The following is a 21,474-nucleotide window of genomic DNA, read 5'->3' on the forward strand; positions in this document are numbered from 1 at the left end:
GGGGATGCCGTAGCGGTCCATGCGCCGGTACAGCGCCTGCCGGCTCATGCCCAGTTCCGCGGCGGCCTGGGCGATGACGCCGTGCGCACGGCTCAGCTCGGCCACGATGCGCTCGCGGTCGGGTTCGGCAGCGGCGGCCGTGCGCGGGGCCGCCGGCTTCGGCAGGTTGAGGTCGGCGGACTCGATCTGCTCACCGCCGGCCAGCAGTTCGGCGCGCTGCACCACGTTGCGCAGTTCGCGCACGTTGCCGGGCCACGCGTGGCGCTGCAGCGCCTGGCAGGCGCCGGCCGACAGCGGCTTGTCGCCGGAGAGGAAGTGTTCGGCCAGCGGCACGATGTCGCCGGGGCGCTCGGCCAGCGCCGGCAGCGACAGTTCCACCGCGTTGAGCCGGTAGTACAGGTCCTCGCGGAAGCTGCCGTCGCGGATCATCGCGGTCAGGTCGGCATTGGTGGCGCTGATCACCCGCACCTTGACCTGCCGCTCGCGGTTGGAGCCGAGTCGCTCGAACCGGCCGGTCTCCAGCACCCGCAGCAGCTTCATCTGCCCGGCCAGCGACAGGTTGCCGATTTCGTCGAGGAACAGGGTGCCGCCGTCGGCGGCCTCGAACTTGCCTTCGCGCACCTTGTTGGCGCCGGTGTAGGCGCCGGCCTCGGCGCCGAACAGCTCGGCCTCGATCAGTTCGGCCGGGATCGCGCCGCAATTGAGCGCCACGAACGGGCCGCGCCGTACCGAGGAGTTGGCCTGGATGATCTGCGCGATCTTCTCCTTGCCGCTGCCGTTGGGGCCGGTGATCAGCACCGGCAGTTCCGAGCGCGCCACCTGGCAGGCCAGGGCGATCGCGCGCTCGCTGGCAGGGTCGGCGAACACTGCGCCGCACAGGTCGTAGCGCTGCGCCAATTGCTGGCGATGGCGGCGCTCGCCGTCGCGGCGGCGTTCCAGTTCGCGTCGTGTCTCCGACAGTTCCAGCAGGTTGTTGACCGTGGTCAGCAGCTTGCGGTCGTCCCAGGGCTTGGCCAGGTAGTCGGCGGCGCCGGCCTTGACCAGCTCCACCGCACTGCTGAGCTGGGTCCAGGCGGTCAGCAGGATCACCGGCAGGTCAGGATGGCGCGTGCGGATCGCCTCGAACAGGGCCACGCCTTCCTCGCCGGAGGTGGTGTCGGCGGTGAAGTTCATGTCCTGCAGGACCAGGTCGATGTCGCCCTCGCCCAGGCGCTGCAGGCCCGCCTGCGGGCTGTCGGCATGGACGGTGTCGATGTCGTGCAGGGAGAACAGCACTTCCAGCGCGGTGGCGACCGCGGGGTTGTCGTCGATGATCAGCAGGCAGGGCATCGTGCACCTTGGGCGCGGCGGGACACGCCGGCGGAGAAAAACGGACCAGGCGGCATCATCGCAGCCCGCGCGCGGCTTGTCGTGCCTGTCCGCATCGGCATCTCAGACACTGCGCGTGGCCACCGCCGGTGGCACCGCGGCGGCGCGGCGTGCGGGCGGCAGTACGGCGAGCTGGCCGAGCAGCCACAGCACCAGCGCACCGACCGGCAGGTACCACAGCGGCAGCCGCGGCAGCTCGTAGGCGCTCATCAGGTACAGGTTGGCGGCGTAGGCCAGCAACATGCCGAGCACGATGCCGGTGCTGGCGAGCAGGAAGTTCTCCAACTGGAAATGCCGCAGGATCTGCCCGCAGGTGGCGCCGAGCGCACGGCGGATGCCGATCTGCTTGGTGCGCTGCTGCACCCAGAAACTGGTCAGGCCGACGATGCCCAGCGCGGTGACCAGCAGCAGCGCCGCGCTCACGCCGACCAGCAGCCAGGCCATCGCCTGGTCGCTGCGGTAGTAGTCCGCGCGCGCCTGCTCCAGGGTCTTGGCGCTCCTGATCATGCGCCGTGGACCCTGGTGCTGCAGCACCGCCTTGGCCTGCCGCAGCACCGCTTCGCGTTGCGCCGGGTCGCGCACGCGCAGCAGGTAGGTACTCCTGGAGGAGGCCACGTTCACCGGGAACAGCATGGCGAAGTCGTACTGGGACTCGGCGCCCATGTCGCGCGGCTGCACCAGGCGCTCGACCACGCCGACCACGCGATGTTCGCCGAACACATAGAGGCTGCGGCCGACCGCGTCCCGGCCGGGGAACAGGCGCTCCGCCAGCGCCTGGCTGAGAATCACCGCTGGCGGCGCGCGCTTGTCGACGGTGCTGGTCAACTGCGCTTCGTCCACGAACTCGTCGGCGCGGAAACCGCGTCCGGCGATCAGGCGCAGCCCCAAGGTGTCGAGCAGATGCGCATCGCCGAAGTAGTGCACGGCATGCAGGGTGCTGCGCTCCTGGTCCGGCTGCAGCGACACGCCGCTGTAGCCAATCGAATCGCCGAACAGCGCCATGTTGATGCTGCTGGCATCGCGTACGCCGGGAATGCGCCGCAGCGCATCCAGATCGGACTGGGTCAATGCGGCGCTGTTGCCGTCCTTGACCACGCTGCGGGTGCGCAGCTGCACCAGCTCCTGCTCGGCGACGCCGCTGGGCCGGTGCATGCGCTCGAGCCGCTGATCGATCAGGAACAGCGCATTGCAGACCACGGCGCAGCTGAAGGCGATTTCCAGCACGATCAGGCTGGCCGCGACGCGGTGCTTGCGCAGGCTGGAGAGAATGGGATGAAGGGACACGGTGGGAGTCCTGGCTGAGAGGGGCGCACGCGGCGCGTCATTGCGACTTGAGTTGAAGGGCGGTGGGCACGCGCATCGCCTGCCAGGCCGGCAGCAGGCCGGCCAGCAGGCTGCTGCCCAAGCTCAGGCCCAGCGCGAGCAGCAGCATGCGGCCATCCAGGTGCGCCAGCGACGCGTAGTCGGCCGGCTGCTGCCGCACCAGCCAGGTGCCGATCCAGGCCAGCAGCAGGCCGGCGCTGCCGCCGGCCACGCCGATCGCCGCCACCTCGACCAGGTGCTGGGCGAAGATCGCCCGGCGCGAGGCGCCGAGCGCGCGGCGCACGCCGATCTCGCCGCTGTGGCGCAGAAACTTGGCCAGCATCAGCCCGGCGGTGTTGAGCAGGCAGATGCCCAGGAACGCCAGCGCCAGCCCCACCTGCAGACGCACGTCGGAGGGCACCGCGTGGTTGCGGTCCAACCAGGTCATCACGTCGCTGAGGCGGATGTCCGGCGGATGGCTGAAGCGGCCGGCGTCGCGCTGCTGTTGCGCATACGCTTGCAGGGCGTCCAGGTAGGCGACGCGTTTGCCGGGGCTGTCCAGTTCCACCCAGTACTGGATCCAGGCACAGGGGGCGTTTTCGCTGGTCTTGCCATCGGCCGTGTCGCCCCAGCAGGACATCGAGCCGCTGACGTCCAGGTCCAGGTCGCGTGCGGTGGAGAACGGCACGAAAACGTCCTCGCTGTTGCCGTACTCGGTATTGGTCAGGTCGTAGAAGCGCGGATTCATGTTCCAGTCGCCCATCACCCCGACCACCCGCAGCACGCTATCGCCGAGCTGCAGTTCGCGGCCGACGCTGTCCACGTCGCCGAACAGTTGCGCGTTGAGGCGTTGCGAGATGACCACCACGCGCGCGCGCCGGGCATCGTCGTCCGCGGTCCAGGCGTGGCCGTAGCGCATCGGCACCGCGAACATGGGGAAGAAATCGGCGCTGGTGTAGCGCGCTTCGGCGCCGAACGGGGTCTGCGCCGCTTGCGCAGGGATCACGGTCACGCCGCCGGCCGACATCATCGCCTGGCGGTCGCCGCGCCGGTCGCGCAGCAACGTCTCGGCATCGTGCCGGCTCAGTTGCTGCGGATCGGTGTCGTTCGGATCGTAGTGGTCGTCCGGCTGAAGATTGAGTTCGACATTGAACAGCTGCGCACTTTTGCCGGGAATGGGATCGGCCGCCAGCACGTGGAACACGGTCAGCGTGGTCATCGACGCGCCGATGCCGACCGCGATCGCCAGCACCATCAGGGCGGTCAGCAGGCGGTTGCGACCGAAGCTGTGCAGCGCCAGTTTGCAGTAGTAGCCGAACATCGTGGTGTCCTGGAGAAGGGGGCGGTGGCGGGCGATGGAAGGACGGGATCAGAGGCTGCGGGTGGCCACGGCCGGCGGCACCGCCGCCGCGCGCCGCGCCGGCGCGAGCACCGCGCACTGGCCGAGCAGCCACAGCGTCGCCGCGCCGAGCGGCAGGTAGGACAGCGGCAGCCGCGGCAGTTCGTACCGGCCCATCAGCCACTGGTTGATCGCGTACGCCAGCAGCATGCCCAGCGCGATGCCGGCGCTGGTCAGCAGGAAATTCTCGGCCTGGAAGTCGCGCAGGATCTGGCTGCGGGTGGCGCCGAGGGCACGGCGGATGCCGATCTGCCGGGTGCGCTGCTGCACCCAGAAACTGGCCAGGCCGACGATGCCCAGCGCGGTGACCACCAGCAACAACACGCACACCGCGCCGAGCAGCCACACCATGATGCGGTCGCCCTGGAAATAGGCGTCGCGGATCTCGCTGTAGGTCTGCTGATCGAGCACCAGCCGGCTGCTGTCCACCTGCATCAGCGCCGCGGTCGCCGCGGCGAGCACGGCCTGGCGTTGCGCCGGGTCGCGCACGCGCAGCACGTACAGCCCGTCGGTGTAGGGCATGCGCAGCGGAATCAGCAATGCGTAGGGCGCCTGCGCCGGGCCGACCAGGTCCGGGTTGGGGCGGGCCAGGGCGTCGACGATGCCGACCACCTGCGCCGGCACGGTGCCGCGGTAGACGGTCCTGCCCAGCGCGTTCTGTCCGGGGAACATCTTCTCCGCCGCCGCCCGGTTGAGGATGACCGCGCCGCCGGCGTTGCGCAGGCGCTCGTCGTTGCGCAGTGCGTCCAGGTCCAGGTATTCGTCGGCGCGGAAATCGCGCCCGGCGATCAGGCGCAGGCCCAGCGTGCGCAGCGTGGCGTCCTCGGCCTTGTACTGCGCGGCATTGAGCGTGGGCCATTCCTGGTCGGGGGTCAGATTCAGGCCGACGTTCCAGGCGGCGTCCCCGAAGGGAATCTGGTTGACGACGGTGGCGTTGCGCACGCCGGGCAGCGCGCGCAACGCGGCCAGGTCTTCGCGGGTGCGTGCCGCCGCGTCGACCTGCCGGCCGATGCCGCCGAGGGCGATCGTCACCAGTTCCGCTTCGGCGACGCCGCTGGCGCTGCGCAGGGTCGCGATGCGGTTGCCGATCAGGAACAGCGCGTTGCAGACGATCGCGCAGGCCAGCGCGATCTCCAGCACGATCAGCGTCGCCGCGGTGCGGTGCCGGGACAGCGTCGAGAGCATCGGGCCCAGTGCCATGGCGGCGACGCTCAACGGTCGCGCCGCACCGACGCCGCCGGGCCGATCGGGCACGGCTGCGGCCACGCAGGCGCGTGGCGCAGGAGACCGGAGGACGGCAGTGGGCGATGGTTGCGGGGCATGGCGCGCTCGATGAAAAAAGGCCGGCCGGAGCCGGCCAAGGGGATGGATCAGGTGCTGCGGGTGGCGACGGCCGGCGGCACGTCGGCGGCGCGGCGCGCCGGCGCGAACACCGCCAGCTGGCCGAGCAGCCACAGCGCCACCGCGCCGATCGGCAGGTAGGACAGCGGCAGCCGCGGCAATTCGTACTTGCCCATCAGCCACTGGTTGATGGCGTAGGCCAGCAGCATGCCGAGCACGATGCCGGTGCTGGCCAGCAGGAAGTTCTCGGTCTGGAAGTAGCGCAGGATCTGCCCGCGGGTGGCGCCGAGCGCGCGGCGGATGCCGATCTGCTTGGTGCGCTGCTGCACCCAGAAGCTGGCCAGGCCGACGATGCCCAGCGCGGTGACCACCAGCAGCGCCACGCACACCGCGCCGAGCAGCCACACCATCGCGCGGTCGCCCTGGAAGTAGGCGTCGCGGATCTCGCTGTAGGTCTGCTGCTTGAGCACCAGCCGGCTGCTGTCGACCTTCATCAAGGCCGCGGTCGCCGCGTTCAGCACTTCCTGGCGCCGCGCCGGGTCGGTGACGCGCAGCACGTACAGGCCGTCGGTGTAGCTCAGGCGAAACGGCAGCAGCATCGCGTAGTCGATCTCGGCCAGGCCGCTGGCGGCGGTGGGCCGTGCCAGGGTCTCGACGATGCCGACCACGCGGGCGCCCACCGGCCCGGTGTACACGGTCTTGCCCAGCGCGTTCTGCCCCGGGAACATCTTTTCCGCGGTGGCGCGGTTGAGGATGATGGCGGTGCCTTTCTCCTGGATCCGCTTGTCGGTCTGCGCCGCTTCCAGATCCATGTACTCGTCGGGCGCGAAATCGCGACCGGCCACCAGCTTCAGGCCCAGGGTCTTCAGCGTGCCCTCCTCGGCCATGTACTGCGCCGCGTTCAGGGTGGGACGCTCCTGGTCCGGGGTCAGCGACAGGCTGGTGTTCCAGGAGTAGTGCACGAACGGCACCTGGTTGAGCACGGTGGCGTTGCGCACCCCGGGCAGCGCGCGCAACGCGGCCAGGTCCTCGCGGGTGCGCGCAGCGGCGTTGACCTGCTGGCCGATGCCGCCCAGCGAGATCGTCACCAGTTCCGACTCGGCGATGCCGCTGGGCCGGTGCAGGGTCTCGATGCGGTTGCCGATCAGGAACAGCGCGTTGCACACGATCGCGCAGGCCAGGGCGATCTCCAGCACGATCAGCGCGGCGGCGGTCTTGTGCCGGCGCAGGGTGGACAGGATGGGGCGGATATCCATGGCGATGACCTTGTGAGAATGCGTGGAAGGCGCAGGGCGCGCAGGATCAGGACTTGAGCTGCAGAGCGGGGGCCACCTGGATGGCGCGCCACGACGGCAGCAGGCCGGCGAGCAGGCTGGCGCCCACCGCCATGGCGAAGGTCAGCGCCAGCATGCTCGGATCCAGATGCGCCAGCTTGGCGTAGCTGGCCGGCTGCTGGCGCACGGCCCACAGCCCGAGCGTGGCCAGTCCCAGGCCGGCCACGCCGCCGGCCAGGCCGATGGCGCCGGCCTCCACCAGGCATTGCGCGAAGATCGCCCCGCGCGAGGCGCCGAGCGCACGACGCACGCCGATCTCGCCGCTGCGGCGCAGGAACTTGGCCAGCAGCAGGCCGACGGTGTTGAGCAGGCACACCAGCAGGAAGCCCATCGCCAGCCACAGCTGCAGGCGCACGTCGCCGGGCACCACTTCGTTGTGGTCCAGCCACTGCATGACGTTGCGCAGGCGCACGTTGTTGGGGCGCTGGAAGCGGCCGGCGGCGCGCTGCTGGGCCGAATAGTTCTCCAGGTAGGCCTTGTAGTCGGCGGCCTGCGCCGGGCTTTCCAGTTCCACCCAGTACTGCACCCAGGTGCAGGGCGCATTGAGCGCGGTCTGGTCGCCGTTGCTGTCGCCGAAGCAGTTCATGCTGCCGTTGCGGTCCATCTTCAGGTCCATCGCCACCGAGAACGGCAGGTAGGCCTGTTCGTCCGACCCGTAGGTGTTGGTGACGTCGTAGAAGCGCGGCTTGACCTCCCAGGCGTCGAGCACGCCGACGATGCGGAAGGTGTTCTGGTCCATGCGCAGTTCGCGGCCGACGCTGTCGGCGCCGTCGAACAGCTTCTCGTTGAGCTTCCGGCTGATGACCGCCACGCGGTCGTGGCGCTCGTCTTCGGTGCCGGTCCAGCCGTGGCCGTACAGGAACGGCGTGTCGAACATCGGGAAGAAATCCGCGGAGGTGAAGCGCACTTCCGACTTGAACGGTTTCAGGCCGCTCTTGGTCGGTTCGATCGCCACGCTGCCACCGGTCATCAGCGCCTGGCGCTTGGCGCGCTTCTCGCGCAGCAGGGCCTCGGCATCGAAACGGGTGTTCTGCGAATCCGGTTCCTCGCCCGGCTGGTAGCCGGATTTGGGCTGCGCATCCACCTGCACGTAGAACAGGCGGTCGCTCTTCTGCGGGATCGGGTCGCCGGAGAGCACGTAGAACACGGTCAGCGTGGTCATGCTGGCGCCGATCCCCAGGGCGATGGCCAGCACCATCAGTGCGGTGAGGACGGTGTTGCGGCGGAAGCTGCGCAAGGCGAGGCGGACGTAGTAGCCGAACATGGGAACTCCGGGGTCAGGCGCTGCGGGTGGCGGTGGCGGGCGGGACGGCGGCGGCGCGCAAGGCGGGGCCGAGCACGGCGCACTGGCCGAGCAGCCACACCGCGACGATGCCGGTCAGGACGGTGGGCGAGGACAGCCGCTCCAGTTCGAAGCGCTGCATCAACCACTGGTTCATGACGTAGGCGAGCACGGCGCCGAGCAACGCGCCGCCGCCGACGATCAGCAGGTTTTCCAGCTGGAAGTAGCGCAGGATGTCGCCGCGGGTGGCGCCGAGCGCGCGGCGGATGCCGATCTGCCGGGTGCGCTGCTGCACCCAGAAGCTGGCCAGCCCACCAATGCCCAGCGCGGTGACGGTGAGCAGGATCAGGATGATCGCCAGCAGCATCCGCGCCACCGCGCTGTCGCTCTTGAAGTACTCGGTCCGCAGTTCCTGCATGGTGGCCACGCGCTGCTGCACATAGGTGGGGTTGGCGCGCTGCATCGCCGCCGCCGCGCGCGGCAGCACCTGCGCCAGTTGCCCGGGCGTGCTGCGGATCAGGTAGCCGCCGCCCCAGCCTTCGCTGCCGATGCGGATCTCGGTGAGCAGTGCATCGGCATCGTCGTCGTGGCCGGTGATGTCGCCGCGCACCGGCGCCATCACCCCGACGATGTCCAGGCGCACCGGCTGGTTGAAGGTGCTGGTGTAGAGGGTGCGCCCCAGCGGCGACGTGCCGGGGAACAGTTTGGCCCCCAGCGAGGGCGTGATCAGGGCCGGCAGGCGCCGCTCGATCTCCGGTGGCGCGCCGAACAGGTCCGAGGCGCCGGTCAGTTCCGCGTCGCGCAGGTCGCGGCCGGCGACGATGCGGATGCCCAGCGTGCGGTTCAGGCCCTGGCTGCCGAGGAACAGGCGCGCACGGGCGACCGCTTGCGTGGCCTGCGGCTGCAGGAACAATTGCGCCTGCGTCGGGCCCCACAGCGGCGGCGTGCCGAACGCCGCCGCTTCGACGCCGGGCACCGCATGCAGGATGTCCAGGCTGCGGCCGACGCTGCTGACGCTGCCCGGCTCGCCGACCACGCTGATGCTCTGGATCAGGCCGATGTCCTGTTCCATCACCCCGGTCGGGGTCTGCACGCGCTGGTAGGTGCGGGCGATGATGAACACCAAGTTGCACAGCACCGCCAGGGTCAGGGCGATCTGCAGGGCCATCAGCACCACCGCGGCGCGATGGCTGCCCAATGCGGACAGGATGGGACGCACGGGAGGCAGCGGGGTCATAGCGATTTCACCTGCAGGGCGGGGGCGATGCGCGAGGCGCGCCAGGCCGGCCACAGGCCGGCGGCCAGCGCCGAGAGCGTGGCCACGGCCAGGGCGATGCCGAGGATCGCGGGATCGGCATGCGCCTGCTGCGCGTACGCCACCGGTTGCTGGCGCACCAGCCACAGGCCGATCCAGGTCAGCGGGATGCCGAGCAGGCCGCCCAGGCAGCCGATCAGCGCCGATTCGGCCAGGCACTGTGCGAACACCGCGCGGCGGCTGGCGCCGAGCGCGCGGCGCACGCCGATCTCGCCGGCCTTGCGCATGAACTTGGCGACCAGCAGGCCCACTGCATTGAGCAGGCATACCAGCAGCACGCCGAAGGCGATCCAGGTCTGCATGCGCACCGTGGCCGGCACCACCCGCTTGTAGTCCAGCCAGTCGACCAGGCTGCGCAGGCGGGTGTTGGGGGCGCGTTCGAAGCGGCCGAGCTGGCGCTGCTGCGCGCTGTAGGCGTCCAGCGCCGCGCGATAGCGCCGCGCCTGCTCCGGCGTGTCCAGCCGCACCCAGTACTGCACCCAGGTGCACTGCGCGGCCTTGGGATCGTGCAGGCCGGCCTCGCCGTCCTTGCCCCAGCACTGCATCGGCCCGTAGCCGTAGTCCTGCGGCAGGTCCAGCCAGGTCTCGAACGGCATGTACAGCGCTTCCGGCGGCGTGTACGCGCCGGAGTTGAGGTCGTAGAAGCGCGGTTGCGCATCCCAGGCGTCGATCACCCCGATCACCCGGAACGGGCGGGTGGCGATGGTGAGGGTCTCGCCGACGCTGTCGGCGCCGCCGAACAACGCGTCGTTGAGCTTGCGGCTCAGCACCACCACCGGCGCGCGCTGGGTATCGTCGCGATGGCTCCAGCCGCTGCCGTAGAGGAAGCGCATGCCGAACATGCCGAACAGGTCGGCGGTGGCGGCGCGGGTGGTGAGCATGCGCAAGGGGCTGTTGGGCACGGTCTGGCGCACCGGCAGCCAGTTCGCGCTGGTCATGGTCTGCGCCGGCGCCGCCTGCGCCCGGTACAGCGCGGTGGCGTCCTGCCAGGTCAGCTCGTCCGGCGGCTCGGGGTCGGCGCTGGGCAGGTTGCGCGGACGCGGATCCAGCTGCGGATGGAACAGCGTGGCGCTGCGCCCGGGCAGCGGGTCGCCGGAGAGCGTGTGCAGCACGGTCAGCATGGTCATCGACGCGCCGATGCCCAGCGCCACGGCCAGCACCATCAGCCCGGTGAGGATGCGGTTGCGGCCGAAGCTGCGCAGCGCCAGGCGAAGGTAGTAAGCGAACATGCGGGCTCCGGGTCAGGCGCTGCGGGTGGCGATGGCGGGGGCGACGGCGGCCGCGCGCAGCGCCGGGCCGAGGACGGCCAGCTGGCCCAGCGCGCACAGCAGCAGCGCGCCGACCGGCAGGTAGCTGGCCGGCAACCGTTCCAGTTCGAAGACCCGCATCAGCAGCACGTTGCCGCCGTAGGCCAGCAACATGCCCAGGGCCACGCCGGCGCCGACCAGCAGCAGATTCTCGGTCTGGAAATAACGCAGGATGTCGCGGCGGGTGGCACCGAGCGCGCGGCGGATGCCGATCTGCTTGGTGCGCTGCTGCACCCAGAAGCTGGCCAGGCCGACGATGCCCAGCGCGGTCACCAGCAGCATCGCGACGATGATCGCCACCAGCAGCCCGGTCATCGCCCGGTCGCTCTGGAAATACGTCTGGCGCAGGTCGTCCAGCGGCTTGCTGTTGGCGTTGTCCAGCACCGCCTCGGGCACCGCCCGTGCCACTGCGGCGCGCGCCTGCGCCAACACCCGTGGCAAGTCGCGCGGATCGGCACGCAGCACATAGGTGCCGGACTGCGCGGCCTCGCGCACCGGGATCACCACCGACCAGTCGCTGCCGATCACGCCATCCTCGCTGCGGCCCGGATCGGGGCGCGCCAGGTGCTCCAGCGTGCCGATCACCCGGAAATGGCCGCCGGACCAGAATTCCTTGCCCAGCGGATCCTGGCCCGGCCACAGGTGCGCGGCCAGCGCCCGCGTGATCCACACACCGGCCGCGGTCGGGATGCCGTTGTCGAGCGGCTGGTAGTCCGCGTCGCCGAACGCGCGGCCGCTGTCCGGCTGCAGCGCCAGTGCCGCGACGGCGCCCGGGCTGACCATGTAGAAGTGCGGCACGCCGCCGACCCGGGTGCAGTCCTGGTCCAGGCAAAGCCCGTTGTTGAACACCGGCGGCGCGAACGGGACGGTGTTGATGGCACCTGCCGCGCGCACGCCGGGCGTGCGGCGCACCGCATCCAGCGCGCGGGCGTTGACGTCGGCGGCGTTGCAGCCGTCGCAGCCGGACAGCGACACCAGGCCCAGCGCGGTCTCGTCGATGCCGCTGCGCAGGTGCACCAGCTCCAGACGATTGCCGATCAGGAAGAAGGCGTTGCACAGCACGGCGCAGGCAAGCGCCACTTCCAGCGCGATCAGCGCGGCGGCGATGCGATGGCGCGACAGCGCGCTGAGGATGGGCGTGATCTGCATGGTCGCGGGCCCCGGTTACAGACTCTTGAGTTGCATGGCCGGCGCGATACGGCTGGCGCGCAGGGCGGGGAACAGGCCGGCGGCGAGGCTGCAGGCGATCGCCAGGGTGAAGGTGCCGGCGAACGTCGTCGGGTCCAGATGCGCCAGGTCGGCGTAGGCGGTGGGCTGCTGGCGCACGCTCCACAGGCCCAGCAGGGTCAGCAGCCAGCCGCCGGCGCCGCCGAGCAGGCCGATCACGCTGGCCTCGGTCAGGCACTGCGCGAAGATCGCGCGGCGCGACGCCCCCAGCGCGCGACGCACACCGATCTCGCCGCCGCGGCGCAGGAACTTGGCCAGCAGCAGGCCGACGCTGTTGAACAGGCACAGGCCCAGAAACGCCAGCGCCAGCCAACTCTGCAGGCGCACGTCGCCCGGCACCACGCGGTTATGGTCCAGCCATTGCGGCAGCGACAGCAGGCGCGCGGTGTCGGCGCGGCCGATGCGCCCGGCGGCGTGCTGCTGCGCGGCGTAGTCGGCCAGCAGCCGGCGGTAGTCGGCGACCTTCGCCGGCGTGTCCAACTGCACCCACAACTGCAGCCACACGCACGGCGCGCTGCGCAGGTCCAGGTTGGCCTCGGGCTTGCTGAAACAGGTCCACGGCTGGATGTGGCCGTCGTTGACCTCCAGGCTGCTGGACAGCGGCATGAACACGTCCTGCGGCCGTCCGTAGAAGCTGGCGGTATCGCCATGGGCGAAGCTGCCGCCGGCCAGCGTGTAGAACAGCGGCGACGGCCGCCACGGCGCCAGCACGCCGACGATGCGCACCGCCGTGCCGCGCACCAGCAGGCTGCGGCCGACGCTGTTGCGGCCCTGGAACAGCTTGGCGTTGAGGTCGGACGAGATCACCGCCACCCGCGCCCGGTCCTGGTCGTCGCGCGCGCGCCAGCCGCTGCCGTAGGCGAACGGCACCTGGAACATCGGGAAGAAATCGGCCTGGGTCATCAGCAACTGGGTCATGAACGGCGGGGTGGCGCCGTCCGCCGCGTGCACCTTGATCTCGCTCTCGGCGACCATGGCCTGGCGATCGGCGCGCCCGCGCGTCCACAGGTCCATGGCCGAGGGGTAGTCGAGCTTGTCGTACGGCTTCTGGTTGGCGCCGTTGCTGGGGCGCGGATCGAGTTGCGCGAAGAAGATCTGCTGGCTGCGCCCGGGCAAGGGATCGCCGGACAGCAACCGCATCACCGTCAGCGTGGTCATCGCCGCGCCGATGCCCACGGCGATGGACAGCACCATCAGCGCGGTGAGCACCGGGCTGCGGCGCAGGCTGCGTACTGCCAGTTGGATGTAGTAACGGAACATGGGGTCCTTGGCTCAGGCGCTGCGGGTGGCGGTGGCGGGCGGGATCGCGGCGGCGCGCCGCGCCGGCGACAACACCGCGCATTGGCCTAGCAGCAACAGGGCGAGCAAGCCGATCGGCAGGCAGGCGGCGGGCAGCCGCGGCAGCTCGTAGTGCTGCATCAACCAGAGATTGGCGATGTAGGCCAATGGCATGCCCAGGACCACGCCGCTGCCGATGACCACCAGGTTTTCCAGCAGGAAATGCCGCAGGATCTGGCCGCGGCTGGCGCCCAGGGCGCGGCGGATGCCGATCTGCCGGGTCCGCTGCTGGATCCAGAAACCGCTGAGACTGGCGATGCCGATCAGGGTGATGAGGGTGACCACCGCACTGGCGGTGCCGAACAGCCACACTGCGGCGCGGCGCGGCTGGAGCCGTTCGTTGCGCTGGGATTCGTAGTCGTTCGCACGGATCGTGATCCCGCGCAGCAGCGCGTCGCCGAACAACTGCTGCAGACGTTGCGGGATCTCGGCCATCACGGCCGCGCGCCGCTCCGGCGCGGTCCTCACCGCGTAGGTCAGGATCGGCGTCCCGGTGACTGTGCCCGCCGTCAGCATCGTGTACTCGGCCTTGCCGTCGTCCAGCGCGTCGAGCTGGTAGCGCAGCAGGTGGCGGACGATGCCGACCACGACGAAACGCTTGGTCGCGTTCGCCTGTCCGTTGGTGAGCACGCCGCCCAGCGCCGGGCGCGAGCCGAACAGCCGCTGCGCCAGCGCCTGGGTGAGGATGACCGCGGTGGTGCGGTCGGACGCGGTCGCGGCGGGCAGGTCGCCGACCCGCATTTCGTCGGCGCTGAAGTTGCGTCCGGCCACCAGGTCCAGGCCCAACGCATCGATCAGGTCGTCGCCGACCAGCAGGCTCACGCGCTCGGTCGCCGCAGGGCCGGCGACGCGGCCGACCATGACCATGGAGGAACTCATTGGCAGGCCGATCGTCGGCGAGACCGCGGTGACTCCGGGGATGCGGCGCAGCGTGTCGGTGCCGGCGCGGATCTGCGGCGCTTTCCAGCCGCCTTGGCCATTGATCACCTGGTCGACCAAAATGACCTCATCGCGGGCGATGCCGTCCGGGACCAGCATCGGCGCCAGCTTCTGCCACAGCAGGAACAGCACGTTGGTCAGGATCGCGCAGGCCAGGACGGTCTGCACGATCACCAGCAGCGGCATCAGCGGATGCCGCAACAGGGGTGAGAGATAGGGGCGCAGTGGCATCGACGGGCCCTCAGAGGCTTTTCACTTGCAGCGCCGGTTGCAGCAACGCTGCACGCCACGCCGGGAGCAGGCCGACCAGCAGGCCGGTGCCGATCGCCAGCGCCACCATCGCCAGGAACAGGCTGGGCTGGAAGCGTGCCAGGTCGCTGTAGGCCTCCGCCTGCATGCGCACGATCCACAGGGCGAACAGCGTGGCCGGCAATGCCAGCACGCCGCCCAACAGGCCGATCGCGCCGGCTTCGGTCAGGCAGCGGACGAACACCGCCGCGCGCGGGGCGCCCAGGACCCGGTGCACGCCGATTTCGGCGGAGCGGCGCAGGAAACGTGCGGCCAGCAGGCCGGCGACATTGACGATGCACAGCCCGAGCAGCGCGAGCGCCAGCCAGACGTTCAGGCGCACGCTGTCCGGGACCACGCGGTTGCGCGCAAGCCACTCGGCCACGCCGTACAAGGCGACCTGCGGCGCGCGCTGGAAAACCCCATCGGCATGGCGCGCTTGTGCGAACGCGGACAGCGCATCGCGGTAGGCGTTTACCTGCACGGGGGTGGACAACTGCGCCCAGAGCATCAGCCAGCGGCAGGCACCGAGGTCGAGTTCGTTGAAGCGCACGCCGGCGTGGCCGGTGTCGTCGCAGTCCTGGACGAATCCCGGCTTGGCGTCCGCGTCCAGGGCCGCCCGTGCCGGAACGAACACCTCCAGCGGATACTGCTGCCAGGCCGCTTCCGGCCCATTGAGGAAGTAGAAGGCCGGGCGCGGTCTCCAGTCGTCGCTGATGCCGACGACCTGGAACAGCTGCTTGCCCAGTCGGATCTGCCGGCCGACGCCGTTCTCGCTGCCCAGCAGCTTCAGGCTGAGCGCGTGGCTGATGATGGCCACCGGCGCACGGTTGCGTTCTTCTGCGTCCGTCCAGTAGCGGCCGGACCGCAGCGGCAGGCCGAACAGCGCCGGCATCGGTCCCAGCGCGCTGATCGCGTAGGCCTGCTGGTGGCGCGTGCGTGCCTGGTCGCTCACGTCGAACGTGCTCAGCGTCAGCGCCGCCTGCCGCACCTGCGGCAGCGTAGCCATGAATGCCGTGGCATCGTCCAGCTTCCACAGCGCCTGAGGCGGCTCGCCAGCGTCGGGGTCGTCCTGGCGGGCGATCTGCCGCGAGTCCACCCAGCCCAGGTACAGCTGCTGGCTGAGGCCGGGCAGTGGATCGGCGGACAGCATCGCCTGCAAGGTCAGCATCGTCATCACCGATGCCAGGCCCAGGGCGAGCGTGAGCACGGCGAGCAACACCGTGCGCGGATGCCGACGCATTCCACGCAATCCCAGTTCCACGGCATACGGCAGCGACATGGCAGGGCCTGTCTCAGCGGTGATCGTTGGCGGACGCCGCCGCCGCGCCGCCCTGCACCAGCACCGGTTCGCGCTGCAGGTCGGTGGCCTGGCCGTCGACGATGTGCACGTTGCGCTGCGCGCGCGCGGCCAGTTCCGGGTCGTGGGTGACCATGACGATGGTCGAGCCCTGCGCGTTGATCTCCTCCAGCAGTTCCATCACCCCGCGCGCCATCTGCGAGTCGAGGTTGCCGGTCGGTTCGTCGGCCAGCAGCAGGCGCGGGCTGCCGGCCAGGGCGCGGGCGATCGCCGCGCGCTGCTGCTGGCCGCCCGAAAGTTCGGACGGATAGTGCTTCATGCGCGAGCCCAGCCCGACCCGGCTCAGCGCCTCCTCGATGCGCTGCTTGCGCTCGGCCGCGCCCATGCCGCGGTAGCGCAGCGGCACGTCGACGTTGTCGAACAGGTTGAGGTCGGGGATCAGGTTGAAGCCCTGGAAGATGAAGCCGATCTTCTGGTTGCGCATGCGCGAGCGCGCATCGTCGTTGAGGTTGCTGACGTCCTGGCCGTCGAGCAGGTACTGGCCGCTGGTGAAGGTTTCCAGCAACCCGGCGATGTTGAGGAAGGTGGTCTTGCCCGACCCCGACGGCCCGGTGACGGCGACGAACTCGCCCTCGCGGACATGCAGGTCCAGCGAGCGCAACGCATGCGTCTCGACCTGTTCGGTGCGGAAGACCTTGGAGACGGAGCGCATTTCGAGCATGGCGTGAGTTCCTGTGGTGGTGGAGCGGGGATTGGGGATTAGGGATGTCGGGATTCGGAATCAGTGGCCAGGAAAGGAAAACGAGAGAGGCTTGCGAATCCCCAATCCCGAATCCCCAATCCCGGCTTCTAATGCACCGTCACCTGCGGCGCATCGCCGAACAGGTCGCTGCCGGAGACCACGACCCGGTCGCCCGGCTGCAGGCCCGAGCGCACTTCGACTTCGCCCAGGCTGGTGACGCCGAGTTCGATCGGGCGGCGCACCGCCGAGTCGCCGTCCATGACGTAGGCGTAGCGGCCGCCGGACTGTTCGACGAACGGGCCGCGCTCGAGCTTGAGCACGTTCTTGCGGGTATCCAGCAGCACCCGCGCGCTCATGCGCTGGCTCTGGCGCAGGCCCGGCGGCTGCTTGTCGGTGAAGCGGATGCGCGCGTTGACCTCGCCGTTGACTACCTCCGGCGACACCGCCGAGATCGCGCCGGCGAAGGGTTCGCCGGCACCGCTGGTCAACTGCGCCGGCATGCCGATCGCCAGGTCGCGGGCGAAGCTTTCCGGCACCTTGATCTCCAGTTCGAACTTGGACAGGTCGACCACGCTCAGCACCGGTGCGTTGGCGGCGACGTTGGTGTGCTGCGAGACCTGCACCTGGCCGACCTGGCCGTCGAACGGCGAGCGCAGGGTCAGCAGGTCGACCTGGCGCTGCACCTCGGCCACCACCGCGCGCTGGCGCTCGGCGAGCAGGCGCTTGTTGCGCGCGTCCAGCGAGGCGCCCTGCGCCTGCAGGCCCGAATCCTTCTGCGCATGGCTCATCGCGATGTCGGCCTTCTTCAGGGTGTCCTGGGCCTTGGCCAGCTCCACCGCCGGCACCGCGCCGCCTTCATAGCCGCGCTGGTAGCGCTCCAGGTCGCGGCTGGCCGCCTGCCGCTCGATCTGTGCCTGGTCGATCAGCTTGCTGGCGTTGGCGCGGGCCAGGGTCGCGTCCAGGTCGGCACGACCGGCCTCGGCCTGCAGGCCGGCCAGGGTGGCTTCTTCCTGGGCGAGCTTGCTGCGCAGTTCCGGGCTGTCGATCTCGGCCAGCTCCTGGCCCTGCTTGACCACGTCGCCGGCGACCACCTTCAGGGTCACCGTGCCGCCGGAGATCGCGTACAGGGTGGGGCTGTTGGCGGCGATCAGGCGGCCGTCGGCGGAGATGTCGCGGACCAGGTCGCCGCGGGTCACCGTGGCGATGCGCACCCGCTGCGCGTCGAACGAGCGGCTGCCGGCGATCCAGCCGCGTGCGGCGAAGGCGATGCCCAGCAGCACCAGCGCGGCGATCAGCCCGGGCCACAGCCAGCGGCGCCAGGCCGCGGAGCGGGGGCGGGCGAGAACCTGGTCCTGGGCGGAGGTGTCACGGATCATCGGACGGTCGTAGCGGTGAGGATGGGGACTTCACAGCACGATGCGTGCCAACTGCAAGTCATTGAATTGCATGGGTGCGGACGGCGCGGACAGGTGTCCGGGTGTCCGCGGACACGTTCGCGGACACCAGGGCGGGGGCATGCTCGGGAATGGGCGACACGCCCTGTGTCCGGCAGCGGACAGCGGCGAGACATTCAGCGGACTTCGCTAGAATGGCGGACTTTTCGGCGAAGGGCGTGGCTATGTGCGGTATCGTCGGTGCGATCGCGGATCGCGATGTGGTTCCGGTCCTGATCGAGGGGCTCAAGCGCCTGGAATACCGGGGCTACGACTCGGCCGGCATCGCCGCCATCGCCGACGGGCAGGTCCGCCGCGTGCGCCGTACCGGCCGCGTGTCCGAGACCGAGAGCGCCGCGCTGGCCGAAGGCCTGCACGCGCCGCTGGGCATCGGCCACACCCGCTGGGCGACCCATGGCGGCGTCACCGAGGCCAATGCGCACCCGCACGTCAGTCATGGCGACCTGGCGCTGGTCCACAACGGCATCATCGAGAACCACGAGCAGCAGCGCGAGCGCCTGACCGCGCTGGGCTACGTGTTCGAATCGCAGACCGATACCGAGGTCATCGCCCACCTGATCCACCACTACATCGCCCAGGGCCGCGACCTGCTCGGCGCGCTGCAGGCGGCGGTGAAGGAACTGACCGGCGCCTATGCCGTGGCCGCGGTGAGCAAGTCGCGCCCGGACCTGCTGGTGTGCGCGCGCATGGGTTGCCCGCTGCTGATCGGCCTGGGCGAGGGCGAGAACTTCATCGCCTCGGATGTCTCGGCGGTGATCCAGGCCACGCGCCGGGTGATCTTCCTGGAAGAAGGCGACACCGCCGAACTGCGCCGCGACGGCGTGCAGGTGTACGACGCGCAGGACCAGCCGGTGCAGCGCGAGCCGCACGTGTCCGACGTGTCGCTGGCCTCACTCGAGCTGGGCCCGTACCGCCACTTCATGCAGAAGGAGATCCACGAGCAGCCGCGCGCGCTGGCCGACACGCTGGAGGCGCTGTTCGACGCCGGCGGCTTCGACACCACGCTGTTCGGCAGCAAGGCCGAGGCGCTGCTGGCCGACGTGGACGGCGTGCAGATCCTGGCCTGCGGCACCAGCTACTACGCCGGGCTGACCGCGCGCTACTGGATCGAGGGCATCGCCGGGCTGCCGTGCAGCGTGGAGATCGCCAGCGAGTACCGCTACCGCGATGCCTGCGCCAATCCGCGGCAGCTGATCGTGACCATCTCCCAATCCGGCGAAACCCTGGACACGATGGAGGCGCTCAAATACGCCAAGGCGCTGGGCCATACCAAGACCCTGTCGATCTGCAACGTGCCCGAGAGCGCGATCCCACGCGCCAGCGCGATGGTGCTGTACACCCGCGCCGGCGCCGAGGTCGGCGTGGCTTCGACCAAGGCCTTCACCACCCAGCTGGCGGCGCTGTTCCAGCTCACCTGCGTGCTGGCCAAGCGCCGCGGGCGGCTGAGCGCCGAACAGGAGGCCGAGTACCTGGAGCAACTGCGCTACCTGCCCGGCAGCGTGCAGCACGTGCTCAACCTGGAACCGCAGATCGCGGTATGGGCCGAGCGCTTCGCCGACAAGCACAACGCGCTGTTCCTGGGTCGCGGCCTGCATTACCCGATCGCCCTGGAAGGCGCGCTCAAGCTCAAGGAGATCACCTACATCCACGCCGAGGGCTATCCGGCCGGCGAGCTCAAGCACGGCCCGCTGGCGCTGGTCGACGCCAACATGCCGGTGGTGGTGATCGCGCCCAACGACACCTTGCTGGAGAAGGTGAAGTCGAACATGCAGGAAGTGCGCGCGCGCGGCGGCGAGCTGTTCGTGTTCGCCGACCAGGACAGCAACTTCAGCGAATCCGAGGGCGTGCACGTGATCCGCACGCCACGCCATGCCGGCGTGCTCAGCCCGGTGCTGCACACCGTGCCGGTGCAGTTGCTGGCCTACCACACCGCGCTGGCGCGCGGCACCGACGTGGACAAGCCGCGCAATCTGGCCAAGTCGGTGACGGTGGAGTAGTCGCCGGGGCGCAGGGCGATGCCGACGCTGCGCTATGCTGGCGGCGAGGGCGCGTCCATCGCCTGCAACCCAGGAGCGACACGATGCAGGATGTCCACGAAACGCGTGGGTCGCCGCAGGCGTCGCTGCGGGCGCTGATCGAACGGGTGCAATGGATGCGGCGGTTGGCCCTGTCCGCGACGGTGCTGTCCGCGGTGATGATCACGCTGAGCTATCTGCTGCTGATCTGGCCGATCTTCCAGCCGCACGACCTGAGCAATTCCAGGGTGCAGCAGTTCCTGCTGTCGGAGGAGTTCAGGGCGCGCACGGCGCCGCTGTTCGCGCAGATGCAGCGCTACAACGCGTCTCCCGAGGGATCTCCGGTCGAACGCCCGGACGAGTTCTACGCCGGCAGCGGATCGATGTCCGGGCTGGTGGTGGTGGTCCACTATCTGGTCGTCGCCCGGGGGCAGGGGGCGGCGGACCACGTGCGGGCCAGCTATGTGCCCGATATCGACGTCCGACTGGATCCCCGCTATCTGATCTTCTACCTGGCGCTCATGGCAGGTGCCGTCGTGCTGCTGCATTTCATCCTGCGCCCAGCATCGAAGCCGCAACGCCAGTTTGAGCAGCGCTTGCTGGAACGGTCCTACGCCGATCCAGCGCCAGCCGTCGATGATGCGAGCACGCCGGGCGGTGATCTGGCGCAGTTGTTCAACCTGCTGCAGAACTTCCACGCGTTCGTACGGCAGATCGGCAAGCGCCACGCAACACGGACGGCTATGACCTTCGTCGACGAGTACGACGTGCAGGATGCTCTGCACGCGCTGTTGAAGCTGCATTACCTGCACGTGCGTGCCGAGGAGTACACGCCGAGCTATGCCGGCAACAGTTCGCGGATGGATTTTCGGCTCGACGACAACGAGGTCGCGATCGAAGTGAAAATGACGCGCGATGGGCTGCGGGATCGCGAGATCGTCGATCAGTTGGTGATCGATGCCGCCCGTTATAGCCAGCATCCTGGCGTCAAGCGCCTGGTGTGCCTGATCTACGATCCGGCCGGGTTGCTGGACAACCCGGCGGTGCTCAAGAAAGATCTTGAATCCGGCCGCCTAGGCCTGCGGGTCAACGTGGTGATCGCGCCGCAGCATGCCTGAGCGCGCTGCGCTCAGTCGCTGGAGGTGTTGGAGATGATCTCCACCCGGTAGCCGTCCGGGTCCTTGATGAAGGCGATGTTGCGCATGCGCCCGTCGCTCAGGCGCTTCTGGAACGGCACGTGCAGCGCTTCGAAGCGTGCGCAGGCCGCATGCAGGTCCGGCACCGACACGCACAGCTGGCCGAAGCCGCGCGGCTCGCTGTTGCCGTCGTGGTAGACCGGGCCATCCAGCCGTTCGCTGCCGTGGTTGTGGGTCGATTCCAGCACGCCGGGCCGGCCGTCCACATCTGCCGCTGCGCCGGGTCTGCCGGCACCTGTACCTTCGGTGGTGGGCATGGCGGTCTCGCATGGGGGAGGCGCCGCGTTGTGCGGCTTGGCGCAATTCCAAGGGCGACGGCGTAGCGGC

General features: G+C 69.8%; 15 protein-coding genes and 2 pseudogenes. 2 read left to right on the forward strand and 15 right to left on the reverse strand.

All coding sequences use genetic code 11. The annotated features are described in order from the left end of the window. Positions 1 to 414: 414 nt before the first annotated feature. The 14 genes and pseudogenes from SLW52_RS00480 to SLW52_RS00545 all read right to left on the reverse strand — a co-directional run. Positions 415 to 1,329 (reverse strand): annotated as a pseudogene (locus SLW52_RS00480) (sigma 54-interacting transcriptional regulator); the annotation flags it as partial. A gap of 102 nt (positions 1,330 to 1,431) precedes the next feature. Continuing rightward, positions 1,432 to 2,652, reverse strand: a complete 1,221-nt coding sequence (locus tag SLW52_RS00485; RefSeq protein ID WP_267121419.1) for an FtsX-like permease family protein — start codon at positions 2,650 to 2,652, stop codon at positions 1,432 to 1,434. A 37-nt stretch (positions 2,653 to 2,689) separates the two neighbouring features. Beyond that, entirely contained in the window at positions 2,690 to 3,991 is a 1,302-nt protein-coding gene (locus SLW52_RS00490) for an ABC transporter permease (RefSeq protein WP_267121418.1), read from the reverse strand. Positions 3,992 to 4,039: 48 nt separating this feature from the next. Next, complete coding sequence (locus tag SLW52_RS00495; RefSeq protein ID WP_320739677.1) at positions 4,040 to 5,269, reverse strand: FtsX-like permease family protein; 1,230 nt, start codon at positions 5,267 to 5,269, stop codon at positions 4,040 to 4,042. A gap of 170 nt (positions 5,270 to 5,439) precedes the next feature. Beyond that, positions 5,440 to 6,666 (reverse strand): FtsX-like permease family protein, encoded by a 1,227-nt coding sequence (locus tag SLW52_RS00500; protein ID WP_295936511.1) that lies wholly within the window; start codon positions 6,664 to 6,666, stop codon positions 5,440 to 5,442. 46 nt (positions 6,667 to 6,712) lie between these two features. Continuing rightward, on the reverse strand, positions 6,713 to 8,008 hold the full coding sequence (locus SLW52_RS00505) for an ABC transporter permease (RefSeq protein ID WP_320739676.1): 1,296 nt from the start codon (positions 8,006 to 8,008) through the stop codon (positions 6,713 to 6,715). A gap of 13 nt (positions 8,009 to 8,021) precedes the next feature. Beyond that, positions 8,022 to 9,263: an FtsX-like permease family protein gene (locus tag SLW52_RS00510; RefSeq protein ID WP_320739674.1), complete on the reverse strand. Its 1,242-nt coding sequence runs from the start codon at positions 9,261 to 9,263 to the stop codon at positions 8,022 to 8,024. Next, positions 9,260 to 10,570, reverse strand: coding sequence for an ABC transporter permease (locus SLW52_RS00515; protein ID WP_267102678.1), 1,311 nt, complete (start codon positions 10,568 to 10,570; stop codon positions 9,260 to 9,262). The genes SLW52_RS00510 and SLW52_RS00515 overlap by 4 nt, the downstream gene beginning before the upstream one ends. A gap of 12 nt (positions 10,571 to 10,582) precedes the next feature. Next, a complete protein-coding gene (locus SLW52_RS00520) occupies positions 10,583 to 11,797 on the reverse strand; it encodes an FtsX-like permease family protein (RefSeq protein ID WP_152236489.1) in 1,215 nt (404 codons plus the stop codon). 15 nt (positions 11,798 to 11,812) lie between these two features. Beyond that, on the reverse strand, positions 11,813 to 13,135 hold the full coding sequence (locus SLW52_RS00525; RefSeq protein WP_320739673.1) for an ABC transporter permease: 1,323 nt from the start codon (positions 13,133 to 13,135) through the stop codon (positions 11,813 to 11,815). A gap of 12 nt (positions 13,136 to 13,147) precedes the next feature. Then, on the reverse strand, positions 13,148 to 14,383 hold the full coding sequence (locus tag SLW52_RS00530; protein ID WP_026144633.1) for an FtsX-like permease family protein: 1,236 nt from the start codon (positions 14,381 to 14,383) through the stop codon (positions 13,148 to 13,150). 10 nt (positions 14,384 to 14,393) lie between these two features. After that, complete coding sequence (locus tag SLW52_RS00535; RefSeq protein ID WP_267102679.1) at positions 14,394 to 15,722, reverse strand: ABC transporter permease; 1,329 nt, start codon at positions 15,720 to 15,722, stop codon at positions 14,394 to 14,396. A 13-nt stretch (positions 15,723 to 15,735) separates the two neighbouring features. After that, complete coding sequence (locus tag SLW52_RS00540) at positions 15,736 to 16,461, reverse strand: ABC transporter ATP-binding protein (protein WP_017910317.1); 726 nt, start codon at positions 16,459 to 16,461, stop codon at positions 15,736 to 15,738. Between the two features lie 128 nt (positions 16,462 to 16,589). Next, entirely contained in the window at positions 16,590 to 17,858 is a 1,269-nt protein-coding gene (locus tag SLW52_RS00545) for an efflux RND transporter periplasmic adaptor subunit (RefSeq protein ID WP_267100547.1), read from the reverse strand. A gap of 242 nt (positions 17,859 to 18,100) precedes the next feature. Here SLW52_RS00545 and glmS point away from each other — a divergent pair, with 242 nt between their 5' ends. Both glmS and SLW52_RS00555 read left to right on the forward strand, forming a co-directional pair. Beyond that, positions 18,101 to 19,933, forward strand: a complete 1,833-nt coding sequence (gene glmS / locus SLW52_RS00550) for a glutamine--fructose-6-phosphate transaminase (isomerizing) (protein WP_043093370.1) — start codon at positions 18,101 to 18,103, stop codon at positions 19,931 to 19,933. A gap of 83 nt (positions 19,934 to 20,016) precedes the next feature. Then, complete coding sequence (locus tag SLW52_RS00555; protein ID WP_320694783.1) at positions 20,017 to 21,069, forward strand: hypothetical protein; 1,053 nt, start codon at positions 20,017 to 20,019, stop codon at positions 21,067 to 21,069. Between the two features lie 11 nt (positions 21,070 to 21,080). Here the strand turns inward: SLW52_RS00555 and SLW52_RS00560 are convergent. Next, a pseudogene (locus SLW52_RS00560) lies at positions 21,081 to 21,382 on the reverse strand (lactoylglutathione lyase); the annotation flags it as partial. Positions 21,383 to 21,474: the final 92 nt, after the last annotated feature.

Source organism: Xanthomonas sp. LF02-5 (assembly GCF_034105325.1).
In the GTDB taxonomy this organism is placed as follows: Bacteria; Pseudomonadota; Gammaproteobacteria; order Xanthomonadales; family Xanthomonadaceae; genus Xanthomonas_A; species Xanthomonas_A sontii.